13 protein-coding genes are annotated in these 14977 nt (G+C 42.0%); 5 read left to right on the top strand and 8 right to left on the bottom strand.

From position 1 onward, the window contains the following. Positions 1–112: 112 nt before the first annotated feature. From cofH to VB740_RS00385, 3 genes are all read right to left on the bottom strand, one after another. On the bottom strand, positions 113–1267 hold the full coding sequence (cofH, locus tag VB740_RS00395; protein WP_323198130.1) for a 7,8-didemethyl-8-hydroxy-5-deazariboflavin synthase subunit CofH: 1155 nt from the start codon (positions 1265–1267) through the stop codon (positions 113–115). A 208-nt stretch (positions 1268–1475) separates the two neighbouring features. After that, on the bottom strand, positions 1476–2645 hold the full coding sequence (locus VB740_RS00390; RefSeq protein WP_323198129.1) for a hypothetical protein: 1170 nt from the start codon (positions 2643–2645) through the stop codon (positions 1476–1478). A 261-nt stretch (positions 2646–2906) separates the two neighbouring features. Next, entirely contained in the window at positions 2907–3014 is a 108-nt protein-coding gene (locus tag VB740_RS00385) for a CbtB domain-containing protein (protein WP_323198134.1), read from the bottom strand. Positions 3015–3880: 866 nt separating this feature from the next. On the opposite strand from VB740_RS00385, the gene VB740_RS00380 reads away from it, so the two are divergent. The 4 genes from VB740_RS00380 to VB740_RS00365 all read left to right on the top strand — a co-directional run bounded on the left by VB740_RS00380 (position 3881) and on the right by VB740_RS00365 (position 7789). After that, the gene (locus tag VB740_RS00380; RefSeq protein ID WP_323198128.1) at positions 3881–4906 is read left to right on the top strand and encodes a multicopper oxidase domain-containing protein; all 1026 of its coding nucleotides are present in this window, start codon (positions 3881–3883) and stop codon (positions 4904–4906) included. 162 nt (positions 4907–5068) lie between these two features. Further along, entirely contained in the window at positions 5069–6106 is a 1038-nt protein-coding gene (locus VB740_RS00375) for a helix-hairpin-helix domain-containing protein (protein WP_323198127.1), read from the top strand. Between the two features lie 117 nt (positions 6107–6223). Next, positions 6224–6658 carry a ferritin-like domain-containing protein gene (locus VB740_RS00370; protein ID WP_190899961.1) on the top strand — a complete coding sequence of 145 codons (435 nt, stop codon included), beginning with the start codon at positions 6224–6226 and terminating at the stop codon, positions 6656–6658. A gap of 162 nt (positions 6659–6820) precedes the next feature. Continuing rightward, positions 6821–7789 (top strand): FTR1 family protein, encoded by a 969-nt coding sequence (locus VB740_RS00365; RefSeq protein WP_323198126.1) that lies wholly within the window; start codon positions 6821–6823, stop codon positions 7787–7789. A 103-nt stretch (positions 7790–7892) separates the two neighbouring features. Here the strand turns inward: VB740_RS00365 and VB740_RS00360 are convergent, their stop codons facing one another. Next, positions 7893–8822: an ABC transporter substrate-binding protein gene (locus VB740_RS00360; protein WP_323198125.1), complete on the bottom strand. Its 930-nt coding sequence runs from the start codon at positions 8820–8822 to the stop codon at positions 7893–7895. A 312-nt stretch (positions 8823–9134) separates the two neighbouring features. On the opposite strand from VB740_RS00360, the gene VB740_RS00355 reads away from it, so the two are divergent. Continuing rightward, positions 9135–10634: a family 10 glycosylhydrolase gene (locus VB740_RS00355; protein WP_323198124.1), complete on the top strand. Its 1500-nt coding sequence runs from the start codon at positions 9135–9137 to the stop codon at positions 10632–10634. 11 nt (positions 10635–10645) lie between these two features. Here VB740_RS00355 and VB740_RS00350 read toward each other — a convergent pair whose 3' ends face one another. The 4 genes from VB740_RS00350 to VB740_RS00335 all read right to left on the bottom strand — a co-directional run bounded on the left by VB740_RS00350 (position 10646) and on the right by VB740_RS00335 (position 14967). Further along, positions 10646–11614: an alpha/beta hydrolase gene (locus tag VB740_RS00350; protein ID WP_323198123.1), complete on the bottom strand. Its 969-nt coding sequence runs from the start codon at positions 11612–11614 to the stop codon at positions 10646–10648. A 55-nt stretch (positions 11615–11669) separates the two neighbouring features. Then, positions 11670–12272, bottom strand: a complete 603-nt coding sequence (locus VB740_RS00345; RefSeq protein ID WP_323198122.1) for a molybdenum cofactor guanylyltransferase — start codon at positions 12270–12272, stop codon at positions 11670–11672. Between the two features lie 322 nt (positions 12273–12594). Further along, positions 12595–14652, bottom strand: coding sequence for a thioredoxin domain-containing protein (locus tag VB740_RS00340; protein WP_323198121.1), 2058 nt, complete (start codon positions 14650–14652; stop codon positions 12595–12597). A 159-nt stretch (positions 14653–14811) separates the two neighbouring features. Then, positions 14812–14967 carry a hypothetical protein gene (locus tag VB740_RS00335; RefSeq protein ID WP_323198120.1) on the bottom strand — a complete coding sequence of 52 codons (156 nt, stop codon included), beginning with the start codon at positions 14965–14967 and terminating at the stop codon, positions 14812–14814. Positions 14968–14977 lie beyond the last annotated feature (10 nt).

Raw genomic sequence — 14977 nt, 5'->3', positions numbered from 1 at the left:
CTTTCCGCTTCGGAGAGGGAGGCTGGGAGGGAGAGGTCTGTCGAATTCACGTTAACTAAATCATTCATGAAAAAAATCTATTGCCTATTGCCTATTGCCTATTGCCTATTGCCTATTGCCTATTGCCTGCCTTAATTTCTTGATAAAGAGTATTGCGTTGTTGGTAAGGTCGCCCTAAAGAAGCGATCGCAGTTTCCAAGGTTTCCACTTCCATACATGTACCACCCAAAGCACCTGCCATTGTGGTGATATGCTCCTCCATCAATGTGCCACCAATATCGTTGCAACCCCAAACTAAGGCTTCTGTCGCACCACTAAGCCCCAATTTTACCCAACTCTGCTGATGGTTAGGAATCCAATTACCTAAATAAATCCGTGCCACAGCCCCTAGCAGCAGTGCATCTGTTAAAACTGGTTGATCGCGGCCGACACGGCGACGTAAGGGTTTGGGCGCTTCTTGCCCAACGAAGGGTAATAAAATAAATTCTGTGATCCGTGCTGGATATCCCTGATTGATGGCAGTTTTTTGGAGCGATCGCAATTTTTCTAAATGCCCGATTTGCTGTTCATGGGTTTCAATATGCCCAGATAACATCGTGCTGGTGGTATGCAAGCCTAATTTGTGAGCAGTGCTAACAATTTCTAGCCAAGTGGCTGTGTTAATCTTCTCTGGACACAGTATCCGCCTTACTTCATCGTCCAATACTTCTGCTGCTGTTCCCGGCATTGAGCCAACACCAGCGTCACGCAAAGCAGCAATCACATCAGCATATTCCAGTCCGTCAAGTCTGGCGATAAATTCCACTTCTTGCGGGGAAAAAGCATGTAAATGTATGTGGGGAAATTCCTGTTTAATCGTTTCTACGACTTTGAGGTAGTAGGGCAAAGATTTACCATTTATCTGTGCTTGTGGATTTAATCCCCCCTGCATACAGATTTCTGTCGCGCCCCGTTGCACTGCATCTGTTGCCTTTTCCAAAATTTGCGCCGAATCTAACCAGTATGCACCCGCATCACCATCATCTCGACGGAAAGCACAAAAACTACAGTGCTGCTCACAAATGTTAGTAAAGTTGATATTACGATTAATTACGTATGTAACCGTATCGCCTGCTTGAGTGTGGCGGAGTGTGTCGGATGTAGTACGTATTGCTGCGATCGCCTCTGGGTCAGTTTGTTGTAATAATACCACTCCCTCTTCGGGAGATAAGTCGTATCCCATCAAGGCATGGTCAAGAATTTTTTCAACAGCAATTTTTGTCAGCATTACTTTTTTAATTTCTTAGTAAATTTTGATTTTATGATTTGGGAAATAATAAAATTCTACCTGTAAATTAACGTGAGTCTCCAACGGAGACTCACGTTAATTTATATAAACCATTAACAGAAAAATAGTGCGATTTTACCACAACTATTTTGATTTATTAATCCACATCTTTGTATTCGTAAGAATCTTTAATCAAGCTCTAAGAATACTAATTCGCCCTTGCTTGTGGTGTTCGTCGATGTTGTATTAGCAATCCGATCGCCATACCAATGCCGACAAATGCTGTAAAGTAGAATAAACCAATCAATCGGATATAAATTGGTGGTGCGATCGCTTCCACTTCAACTTCTTGCGCTACTTTCATCGGTGGAAATTGACGGTTAGATCCGGGGTTAGGAATTGTTTCTACCTCGATTTTATGAGGCGCACCATCAAAAAATTGTTCAAGCCATGTTAACTTACCTTCTTGGTCGGTAAGTCCTTTGTAGGCAAAGACTGTTAAATTATCTTCAAGAGCGATCGCTTTTACCTGCAACGCTACATCTTTAATCGGTTGTCCTGTAGCGGTATCCTTAACCTGTAGCGCTAAATTTGCAAGTTTTCCGACAGTCGCATTTTGATCTCCCTCAAGGCTAATTTCTAATCCCTGAGATTTTTGAGATGATGGTGCGATAACTTCGGTAATGCTTGAGTTGTGCCCACTACCATGAGCTTCGGCAACTTCTGCACTAATGTTGATAACTAATAGGGCTACTATAGCTATCACTGTCAAGGTACTTAATAAAAGGCGCACTGACTGGGGTGCAATTTCCCCTTGTTGCAGTTCTTGTTGTCCGCCAATAACCCAACCACCCAACAATCCAACTGATAGTAAAATAGCTGCAATAACAGCAAAATATTTATATTTGATTGGATTTTCTCGGACATTGAAATTTAAGGTTTGTTCATAGGGATCAAAAGTATTTGCTACTAAAGGTGACACATTCATCCGCAGTTGGTAGTTACCACGGATAGGAAACATCTGCTGAATTTCTAGCTTACCATCGGGTGCAGCAACATTCATTTGCAACAATTTTGTTCCCTCAACAATGGGAAAATCTGTTGTTAACCAAGGATTCGGATTAGGCGTGAGAATTTGTAAGCTAATTTTGGCATTTTCTAACGACTTACCCGCAGCATCAACAGCTTGTAGTGTCAGGGTAACAGGAGATTGCTCTTTTTCTGTTCCTGCTTCAAAGGGAAGAATATTTTCTAAAGGTGGGTTGGTGGAGAGTAATACCCTAGAACTAGGAATTTGGGAATTCCCTACTAAGGAATAAAGAATTGACAAAGTGATGCAAACAGCACTAATAACTCCAAAAAGCCGATATTTTTTCATAAAAATGCACGTTTAAGAAGAATTAAGAAATCAGAATTCAGAAGTCAGAATAAAAGAGTGGGGGATTGCAACATCCCTGTAATTAAAGATGACCAAATCTATAATTTGGTTGGAGTGCAAAAACGCCGTTTATTAATCCACTAATTGTACAGAATTCAGCTTGGAAATTCTGGCTCCTGACTCCTGAATCCTTTCTTGATAACTTTGTTAGGTGTTAAAGCATTGTCTAGTCCACCTAAAACAGCTTGGAATTATGATAATTTAGTGACATGCAACGCCTAAAGCGTGGTGACGTGCTGAGTGTGCTGTGTTATGAGCCGCAGGATAGGTGGAGAACAAGACAGTCCAGATAACCAAAGAAGATAGCATCATATAGAGCGTTATCTGCACAGGTTTGGATAAGGTAATACCTGCGGTCTTCTGCAATACTGAAATGCGGGTAAAAGCAGTCATTTTTGTCCTCTTATAATTAATTTGGGTAATTCACCAATCAAAGGGCGTGATGCCGGTTGATTGCAAAAAGATATACGATCAACTTTGTACTTGACAAGTGTATATCAAATGTATTGTGTAATTTGACCTTAGTGAATACTATACTATCCTTTCAACATCGGCTTGATTGCAATGAAGATATCTACATACAGAGTCCATACAAATAACAAAAGAATGACACATTGTTTTGAGTGACAGCATTTCCAACCCCAATAGCACGAAAATAATAGATCCACATTAATGAAAAATCGCCAAGTTGCCAAACATGCAAAACTCCTTGAAATGCGATTTTTGTCATCTCTAAGCCAATTAAATACGCCACAGATTACCTACAGTTACCTGCTTACCTCCATATCCAAGATGCTATTATACTCACTGTTTATACTGCTAAAGCATAAGCATATCAAGGAAAAGTATGAAACAGTTATATTTTTGTGGATATTATTTATACATAAATTAATAGATCAATACTGTTAAAGTTAATAAAATTTGGCTAGAGTTTTCCGAGACTGATTCTCGCTTGTTCTAAATTTAACAACTTAAGTATAGCGATCCTTCCTAAATGAGATTGTGAAATTATTCGTGGAGGTAGGCAACAGATTTTTTTCACGAATGATTTTGGATTGCCATAGCAGTTTTAAAGCACTGAAAAATTATTGACAATAATTATTAATTCCTCTAGTATTTAAAAGCAATTGAAAATCTTTTGCAATTCTTTTTGGCGCTAACCGTAACTAAATGTCATGCCCAACAACTTCGCTCTGGGTAATGGAAAACCGTGGAGCCGCCGTCAATTAATAAAGCTGGGACTAGCAGGTGCTGGAGTAACCGGTGCAGCTGCACTTTTGCAGATGCTAAATCTACAAAGTCAGTCAATAGTCAAAGTGCCACCATTTGATATAGAAGCACCTGACGACGCGACTAACCCGATGAAGATGTTAAGGGATTTTGATTATGGAACAGTGAAGCAAGAAAATGGGCGGACTATTCGGGAATTTCAATTAACTGCGGGTACTTCCATAATAAAACTCAATAGTGCTGTCTCTTACAACATCTGGGATTTAAACGGTCGCATACCAGGGCCAACGCTACGGGCAAAACAGGGCGATCGCATCCGTGTACTATTTCTCAACAATGCAGGACATTCTCATTCTTTGCATTTTCATGGTGTTCATCCGGCGGAAATGGATGGTGTTCGCCCAATTAGCAACGGCAAAGCCACAATTTATGAATTTGATGCTGAACCCTATGGTGTTCACTTATACCACTGCCATATTGAACCAGTCACTCGCCACATTGCTAAGGGACTGTATGGAATGTTTATCATCGATCCACCAACTCCCCGTCCCCCGGCTGATGAAATTGTACTAGTGATGGGTGGGTATGACGTGAATGATGATAGCCATAATGATTATTACGCCTTCAATGGTCTGCCCCACTATTACATGCATCATCCCATTCGCATTTACAAAGATCAGTTGATTCGGCTGTATGTCCTCAACATCATTGAATACGATCCGGCTGTGACGTTTCACCTCCACGCCAACTTCTTTGATGTTTATCGCTCTGGCATGAGTATGACTCCTAGTGAGAAAACTGATGTGATTACGATGGGCGTAGCAGAAAGGCACATCTTAGAATTTGCTTTTCGCTATCCGGGTAAGTATATGTTCCATCCGCATCAGGATGCGATCGCAGAAAACGGTTGTATGGGTCAATTTGAAGTACTTGCCCAGAGTAAGTCTCAAAATGCTGTTAACCAGTCTTAACTAGATAATTTGTAATTAATTTATTAAAGTTCAGCTAATTAGTTGATAAAAAATATCATTATATGCAACAGTAAGGTCTATGACAATGTGTCAAACAAACAGCTTATAGCAATAGTTTGACATGTTCTAATTAATACCTTTTTAATTGTGCGAGGAGCAAAGATGATAAAACTTCGTTATATCTGTTTAACAGCAGCAGCAGCCGTAATAGTTACCTTAAGTTCCTGTAGTAGTACACCAACCGCAGAAAATCCATCAGCACCAGTTGCTAGCCCTCAAGCTACAGAGGCAGCAAGTAATAACAGCCATAGTGGTCACGGTGGCAAAGACAAAATTAACATTAACACTGCTATATTGTCAGAATTGGATAAGTTTGAAGCTAAACTAGGCGTTCCGGCTTTATCGAACAAAATCCAGGCAGCTCGTCCCTATGGCAGCCCAGAAGATTTAGTTACTAAAAAAGTAATTACTCAAGAACAGTTCGACCAAATTAAAGACCAGGTTGGTGTTCAAGAAGTGGTACTTACAGGTGAGGCAAAAGATGTTGACTATATGTCTAAATTAGGCTTAATGAAAGGGCATCTTTTGGTAGCACAAGAACTGCTGGATCAGAATCAGCCGAAACAGGCAGAACCTCATATTGGACATCCAGTTGAAGAGATTTACGTTGATGTAGAAGAACAATTAGATGAGCGCAAAGTCAAAGAATTTAAGACAACATTGGTAAGTTTGCAAGATTTAGTGAAATCTAGTCCGAAGGATAGCAAAGTTAAAACTAATTTTACTTCTTCAGTGCAAGCAGTTGATGGTGCGATCGCAGCTTTGCCAGAAGCTCAACGCTCAAAACCAGGATTTGTGCTACAGGTAATTAACGAATTGCTAGATGCAGCGAACTCCGAATATGGCGCTGCGATCGCAAATGGTAAAATAACTGCGCCAATTGAGTATCAAGACTCTCGTGGTTTTGTCGTTTACGCCAATGATTTATACAAAGGCATTTCTAGTCAAGTAACTCAAGCAGATCCCGAAGCACACAAAGCGATCGAGACTAGTTTCGCTGAACTAATAAAAGTTTGGCCCGCCGCCATCCCACCAGCAAAAGCAGTCAAAACACCTAATGATGTTACCAAGCTGGTGAAAACCATTGAGGAAAACTCTCAAAAAGTGGTTAATAAATCCAATACCCAAGCACAGCGATAACATTTTGATTTAATGGGAAGCATAAAGTAAAGAGTTTAAAATAATGAAATCGTTAGAAGTTACGAATTACGAACTCCTAACTCATTACACTCCATCCGTTACTTGAACTAACAACTGATGCAAGAACTTGACCATAAAAAGACTATTGACCTGCTGAACGCCATCATGGAATTTGAACTAGCAGGGGTAGTGCGTTATACACATTATTCTTTGATGGTGACAGGCCCTAACCGTATTCCAATTGTGGCCTTTTTCAAAGCACAGGCAAGTGAATCTTTACTTCATGCCGAACAAGTGGGGGAAATTCTCACCGGTTTAGATGGGCATCCCTCCCTGAAGATTGCCCCAATGGAAGAAACCTACCAGCATAAAGTAAAGGATATCTTGGAAGAAAGCTTATCCCACGAAAAAAAGGCATTGGATCTGTATAAAAATCTGCTTGAAACTGTTACCAATGCCAGCATTTATCTTGAAGAATTCGCTCGCGGTATGATTGGTCAAGAAGAGATGCATAATCTCGAACTGAAAAAGATGCTACGTGATTTTAGTTAATAGTCATTAGTCATTGGTCATTAGACATCTGTGAAAAAGTAGAGACGTAGCATTGCTACGTCTCTACAACGGTTAATGTATAAAGCATCATTAATTCCTGGAGATATCTATTGGTTATTGGCAAATGACTAATGGCAAAGGAGAAAAGACAAAGGATAAAAGATGGATTTTAGTACTGCTCTACCTACTTTTGTAATAACGCTCCGAGAAGGAGTGGAAGCTGCTCTTGTTGTTGGTATTGTGCTAGCTTTGCTGAAAAAAGCTAAACAATCCCGACTCAATTCTTGGGTATACGCTGGTGTCGGCGTTGGTATTGTCGTCAGTGCCTTAATAGGGGTGCTATTCAGTTGGATAATTCAAGTACTGGGAGCAGCGAATCCTCAATACACCACCGTAGTTGAGCCAGCATTGGAAGGTGTGTTTAGTGTGTTAGCGATCGCAATGCTCAGTTGGATGCTAATCTGGATGACTAAACAAGCCAGATTCATGAAAGCTACAGTTGAGGGAGCAGTTACACAAGCACTGACACAAAACTCAAATGCTGGTTGGGGTGTTTTTATTTTAATTCTAGTTGCTGTTGTCCGCGAAGGCTTTGAAACTGTTCTGTTCGTTGCTGCTAATTTTCAACAGGGATTAATGCCTGCTTTGGGTGCTATTGGTGGTTTGATAACAGCATCTGCCATTGGAGTGCTGCTATTTAAATGGGGTGTCAAAATTAACATCCGCCAGTTTTTCCAGGTAATGGGCGTTTTATTAGTGTTAATTGTCGCTGGGTTGGTAGTTTCAGCCTTGAAACATTTTGACGAAGCAGTAGCTAACCTTGCCCTTAGCAGTCGCGCTACAGAAAACCTTTGTTTCTATTACGAACATTTTACAAAAGTCCACTCCTGTATTTTGGGGCCAATGGTTGCAAATACTTCCACAATCTTGCCTGACGAAAAGTTTCCTGGCATTATCCTCAAATCTTTATTTGGTTATAGAGACAATCTCTATCTTGTGCAAGCAGTGGGATATGTTACGTTTTTACTCACCATTGGAGGGCTGTATTTTCGTAGCCTTGGAGGTGCTTCTCCTGAAGGTAAAAAAAATATCCCCTTTGCTCAAAAACCAATTAGTTCTGCAAAGGATTAAAAGCACAATCAATTTTATATTTCTTTCCTCGTTCCCAGTCTCTGACTGGGAATGCCTATTAAGAGGGCTGCTGCCTCCCCTACTCATAATTAGGTTAGTTGAGCTAAGTTCCCTGTGGTGCAAACAACGCTTGCTTAAGCTGCTGACATGCCTTTTCAATTGCATCTATACTACCTGGATTCACCAGTCCATAATAATCAAACACATAGACTCGGTTATTTTTGGTTGCTTGCAGTTGTTGCCAAAAAGCTTCCTTCTTCAGCGAATCTAAAAGCCCAGCTTCCGAATTTCCTTGCGGGGGATTGACCAAAATTATCACCTCTGGATTTGCTTCTAAAACTTTCTCAGCCGAAAGCGTCACATAGCCACCAATTGGGCTTTTTCCTTGTAAATCTGCTGCTATATTTTTCGCCTGAAATTTCGCCAGCAAATCCCCTGCCCAACTATTTTTATTCGGTGCTAAAATTGGTTGACGACTAACCAGTGCTAAAGTAGAAAAACCTTGAGTTGGCTTTTCTGGCAAGAAAGTTTTATAACGATTTAACAAAGGCTGAGGATCAGCATCAATTGATTTAGCAAGTGTTTTAGTAAGTTCTTCTAGAGATTCCCAGTTGTTCACCTTAGTGAGAAAAGTCGGAATTCCTAGCTGCTGAAGTTTTTGAATTGGGATGTTAGAAAAACCTTCCGCACCAATCACTAAATCTGGTTTTAGGGCTACCACTTTCTCTAAATTTGGCGGACTTTGCCCTTCACTAACACGGGGAATATCTTTGAATCTTGAGTCATTATTAAATAATTTGCTACCAGTCATTCCGACAATTTTTGTTTTATCAAGTCGAGAGATAATGTCAGCAGAAAGAGAAGAAAGAGCAACAACTCTTTTGGCTGACCCTTTTGGCTGAGAATTTGTGTTTGTCGTCCCAGTAGGGTTTGTGACTTTTATTTCTGGCTGCTGAGTGGTTACTGTAGTACAGGCAGCTAAAAATATACTCATCAAAAGTGCTAAAGCAGATAAGAACCAACGACGATACATATTAAAATTCCTTCTGGGGTAAGAATGGTATAAGAAACATACTCAATCCTACTGGTGTTGACAGATTTTTACTAACTGAGGTCAAAGCAAAATCTACCGAATAGCAGACTAAACTCAATGTATATTCAGGTTTTTTATACTGGACTCTATATTTATGTATTTATAAAAAAATGCGGCAACACAAATAGTCCTTTGGCAGTCTTGAAAAAATAGGTTTTAATACCCTTACTGCTTAACTATATAATTCGATACACGTTGCCCACAATTATCTGAGTTGGGGTCGATGATTATTGTGTCCATCTACTGCTAGATATGTCTAACCATCCCTTGAACGTTGCAAAATCAACATTATTTTGGCGGCGTCTATTCGCTATTGTTTTCACTAGTAGTTCGTTGTTCCCAAACTTGGGAAGCGAACCAGCAAGGGCGCAAGTAAGCCAGTATTGTCAGCTATCATCAGCGGCGGCGCAAGAAAAAGAAAACTTACGTTTATTAGCCCTCAAAGGCAAGCAAGATGCCCAAACCCGCTACCAAAACTTAGTAAAAAAACAGGCACAGGAATTACAGAAGTGCCGCACTCGGAATTGGCCGCAAATCCAAGCTCTGTGGTTGCGCTTGTATCCCTGTGATATTCAGCCAGGAATAATTGATCAGATTATGGATCGAATTGTCAACCGTGGCTATAACCAAGTTTATTTAGAAGTATTTTACGACGGGCAGGTATTATTGCCAGCAACAGCTAACCCGACGGCTTGGCCTTCTGTGATTCGCACTCCAGGAGCAGAAAACGTCGATTTACTCGCTACAGCAATTACAAAAGGTCGGCAACGCGGTTTGAAAGTCTACGCCTGGATGTTTACCACCAATTTCGGCTATACTTACGCCCAACGCCGAGATAGAGAAGATGCGATCGCTCGTAATGGCAAAGGTCAAACGAGTTTATATGTGGTAGATAACGGTTCTCAACTATTTATCGACCCCTACAACACACAAGCAAAACGCGACTACTACCAACTAGTACAGGAAGTTTTACGCCGTCGCCCAGATGGCTTGCTATTAGATTACGTGCGCTATCCCCGACAAGCAGGAAGTGATTCCATCGCTACCAAAGTTTCAGATTTATGGCTATTTAGTCCTGCAATTCAAGAAGCTTTGTTTAAACGGGCACAGAATTACAAAGGGCTAGACTTGATTCGGCGCTTTTTAAGTAAGGGATATGTCACTGGTGGAGATATAACTCAAGTCGATAAACTTTATCCCCAGGAAGGGGAACCCCTATGGCAAGGACGCATTATCCAACCAGGGCAAAAATCAATCCTGCCTGTAACCGATAGACAGCCACTTTTGCAATGGGAATTGTGGCAGCTCGCCGTTGCCCACGCCATGCAAGGAATTCTAGATTTTGTCACCATAGCCAGTTACCCAGCAAAACAGCAAGGTATTTCCGCGGGAGTCGTGTTTTTCCCTGATGGCAACCAAACTGTAGGACAAGGGTATGATTCCCGCTTACAACCTTGGGATCGCTTCCCGACTACATTAGAATGGCATCCTATGGCTTATGGGAATTGCAATAATGTTAGTTGTATTGTGGCGCAAGTGCAACGGGTTTTGAGTATGACAAAACCTGGTACTCAAGTGATTCCAGCTTTAGCCGGCAAATGGGGAGAATCGATTAGTAATCGTCCATCACTAGAAGCGCAAATGCAAGCACTTCGTAAATTTGCTCCCCAACTGAAGGGAGTTAGCCATTTTGCCTATTCTTGGCAATATCCTCAGAATGATAACGATCGCAAATTTTGCCGCACTCGGTAAATAGCAAAGGGTCAATTTCGCCAATCACCCAATTGTGTCGTCAGGAAATAGCGCACATGATCTACAAATGATGGGCCCCAATTGTGGGTTCCATGTCCCATCCCAGGAACAACATAACAGTCACCATCAGCAAAGCGCCTAGCGCAAGCACGAGCATCTTTAATGTTGACAATGCGATCGCTAGCGCCCACTAAAAAGCGAACCCGACGAGGAGGCTTTACCCGCTCAATATAAGTCATAGGGTTGCACGCCTGAGCATACTCATCAGGGTATTTCAGATTTTTAGCTAATTGTAAAAGCTTAACTACAGGTTTTAGATTCGGTTGCACTCGATCCAGCACTGCTTCTGCGACTCCACCCAAGGGTGAAGCTGCTAAATCTGGCAAAACCAAGTAACCCCAACTTTTGGCAAAAGACTGGAGATCAGCATGACCGATCGCACCCAATAACCGTTCCCCGATACCATCAGCAGTAAAGGCATAAGCGGCTTGCAAAACTCCCATACTGACACCGAATAATGCCAATCGATTACCGAGGGCATAGCGATCGCCACAAAAGTCACGGACTCTAGCAATATCAGTCGCAGTTGTGCGAAATAAGCACAAAAGTAACTCAGTATCAAATGAGATACCCCTGTCAATTAAAGGTTTAATCTCATGGTCTGCGATCGCTGTGAAGGTACGTACCAAGCTGCGCTCACCAGCCAAGGGTGTATCGAATAAAGCTACAGCTATACCCATTTGGGTCAGCGTCGATACGATGAAGCCGTTCCAGCTATAGGGCGCGGTCATTCCTTGCAAGCCAATCACCAAAGGCGTATCTTGTGAAGACCGATTATGTGGTAAAAAAACAGCAACCGGAAAACCGCTTAATCGTTCATCAATATCAGCTACCCCAGTATAAGAAAAAGGCTCGTGAAACCAATAGCGATGACCATTTACGCCGTCAAAATTAATCGCATCGGGCCCGTAGATAGGCATAGTGAATGATACAAAAGCGAACTAATCGTTAAAGACTAGCATTTTTTACTCAGAATTAACTTAAAGTCAAGTCCTCTGGTGTATTACAGTTAAACAGCATTTCGGGTTCTGCTAAGGGCAAAACTTCTACAGGATATTGCCGAAGCCACTGTTGAAACGATCGCCCCCCTTGGTTGATAAACTCTAAAAGTTGTGGCAAACAGCTACGGCGATAGAAACCACACAGAGGTTCCCAACCTTTAGGATTATGAGCTAAAGCTGCGATTTTATCATGTCCCACCCTATCAAGTCTAGTTACCCAATCTTGCAAAATTTCAACCCGCAACCTCGGCAAATCGCAAGCCAGCAGCAGCACCCATTCTGTTTTGACTTCGGCTAGCCCTTGGGCAAACCCAACTAGAGGGCCGTGGGCGAGAGATTCTCCAGATAAAGGTACTTCCCGAATAAACTGACAATCAGGCAAAAGCAAATCTTGATAGCGTTCTGGCCAGGGAGTGACTATATAAACAACATCAGCACAACTTTGAGCAATGCTATAAACTCGCTGCAACAACGGCACTCCTTGAATGGGAATCAGGGCTTTATCTTGACCCATCCGAGAACTCTTACCCCCAGCTAATACAATGGCGGTTAATTTGCGACATGAGTTAATAGTCATTCGTCAAAAAAATATAGAGTAGAAATATATCTTGCACTTGTGTGCATCACTCGCCAGCGATTCAAATCGCTGGCTAATATCTAAAGTGCATTGAAACTGACATCTTGCATCAATCCCAACGACCGCCTCAGAATGAATTCTAAGGCTAATAGCGAAAGTCTTCTAAAGAAGACTAACAAAGAGTTTCAGTCCACTTGAGTTGAAATGGACTGATTAAGTCCTCTTTTAGAGGACTTAAGCTATTAGCCAGGGGTTTATAACCCTTGGCGGTTGGGCATCTCAATGAGAATATTGAGTATTTAATCTCTTCTTGAGAGCGATTTCACGCCCTCACCTGACTTTTCTCTACTTGCTGCAATAAATGTTCTACACTTTCGGCTGGTGCAAGGCACTTCAAACCTTGGCAAACTAACCCAACGCTTCCCTCTGGAAAATCAGATGTTATTGCAAACACAGCCGTTGGCAAAAACTTGGGGATCAGAGAGTTGATCTGCTCAGTGGTGCTGCGAATTAAGGTAGAATTACGATACCAATCCAAAGCTGTAAACAAACTGGGGCAGGCTTGGGGAGCGCGATGCATCACACTCCGAAAAGCTTTCAAACCAAGTTCTGCTAAATCCAAATAATCTAGATTATCAGTGAGTAGGGCGAGGCGAACAAGATTAGCGATCGCAATTCCATTCGCTGATGGTGTAGCATTATCAACGTAACTGCGCTCCCGTACAATTAAATCTTGACTAGAATCACTAGATGTATTATAGTAACCACCTAATTCTACACTCCAGAGAAATTCGTTGAATTCATCTTGAATAGCGATCGCTTTTTCTAACCATTGCTTATGCTCAGGGTTGGAAGCTTGTAAATCTAGCAGAGCTTTAATAAACAAGGCGTAATCTTCAGACTGCGCTAAAACGGTTGGTTCTCCTTGATAGTTGAGTCGTTGAAAACGCCCATCGACAAACTGATTTTCCAAGATAAAATTCGCTCCTCGTGCTGCTAATTCCAGATATAACGGTTCTTGGAAAACCCCAGCAGCCCTCGCCAGCCCAGAAATCATCAAGCTATTCCAGGCGACAATCATCTTCGTATCTGTCACCGAGGGAATGCGACCTGGCCAGTTAGTGGTTTTTGCTTCCTGGTTGTTACAAGCCGGGGGAAAAGTTTCTAGCGACTCAGAACTAACGCCATAACGAGCGGTAAACAGCTTGTTCAGTGCCGTTTCCAGCGTTGCACTCAATTGACCTGAATTCCTTCTTTGTAAAACGTTACGTCCTTCAAAGTTGCCGTTAGGGGTAACAGTAAATTGTTGTTGTAATTCCGTTAATTCTTCAGGTGTTAACAGTTGTTGTAATTCGCTGTAACTCCAGACGTAAAAGGCTCCTTCTTCTGGTTCTACTGCCGTGGGATCAATGAAGCTGTCGGCATCTTGAGCAGCATAGAAGTAACCTTCAGGTGCGGTCATTTCCCGCTTCAGCCATTGTACAGTACCAGCAACTGCTCTCTCAAAGGCTGGTTCTTGTACTCCTGCACTCCATAAAGAAGCTATATACTCCACAATCTGTCCATTGTCGTAGAGCATCTTTTCAAAATGCGGTACTGTCCAAGTAGAGTCAACAGTATAGCGATGAAACCCACCGCCCACATGGTCATAAATACCTCCCAGCGCTAAGTCTAATCCGCGCTGGGTACAAACTTGCTTGCTATCATACTGAGATTCAAAATTAAATCGAGTTCCCCGCAATGCCAATTCAGCATAGGGAATCATCGGAAAGCTATTACCAGATTGGCTAGGAGTAATTACACCTGTGCTGGTTTCCCAACCTTGGCGGAGTAATTCTCGGTCTTCAAGCTCATCGGTTGTACCATCTTGCAACACCGCAGACGTGAGCAGCGACTCAATAATTAAAGCTTTGCGTTGCTGCAATTCTGCTTTTTCAGTATCGTAATAACGGCGAAGTGCTTGCAACACCTGTAAAAATCCAGGACGACCATAGCGCGGGTCTACAGGGAAATAAGTACCAGCGTAAAAAGGCACTAAATCTTCTGGGGAAAGAAATACGTTTAAAGGCCAACCCCCTTGACCACTCATCATCTGCAAAGCCTGCATGTAGATGCTATCGAGGTCAGGTCTTTCTTCTCTATCTACTTTGATGGGAAGATAATTAGTATTCATGTAGTCAGCGATCGCAATATCAGAAAAAGCTTCGCCTTCCATGACAGTACACCAATGGCAACTAGAGTAGCCAATGGAGAGAAAAATCGGTTTATTTTGCGCCCTTGCAGTTGCAAGTGCTTCGTCACACCAAGACCACCAATCAATCGGGTTTTCGGCGTGTTTGCGGAGATAGAGGCTCTTAGCTTCAGCAAGACGATTAGTCATGATCAAATGCAAGTAGTTGCCTTCTTTGCTCAGTCTACCCTTTTCCCAGGATTGTTAGCCTAGACGGCTATGTACATACGCAAGAAATCCTACGAGCGAATTACCCCTTGGGTAAGAGGTAGCACTGCATGTCTTTGATTGTGTATTTTGTAAAATATTTTACTGAAACGATCGCAATAGCAAGCTAACGATATTTGGTGGCGTTTCTGGTACAGGTGATGCTGTCTTTGTCTGAATTAAAGTATTTGGGCTAAGTCCTGCTATCAGGTGGAGCAAGAAGGTGATGATGGCAGCTTGTACAAGTTTTTCCCACATGGTACATATC

This window comes from Nostoc sp. UHCC 0251 (assembly GCF_034932245.1).
GTDB lineage: Bacteria > Cyanobacteriota > Cyanobacteriia > Cyanobacteriales > Nostocaceae > Nostoc.
Note: the sequence above shows the minus strand (reverse complement) of the source record. Positions and strands in the feature narration are given on the sequence as shown.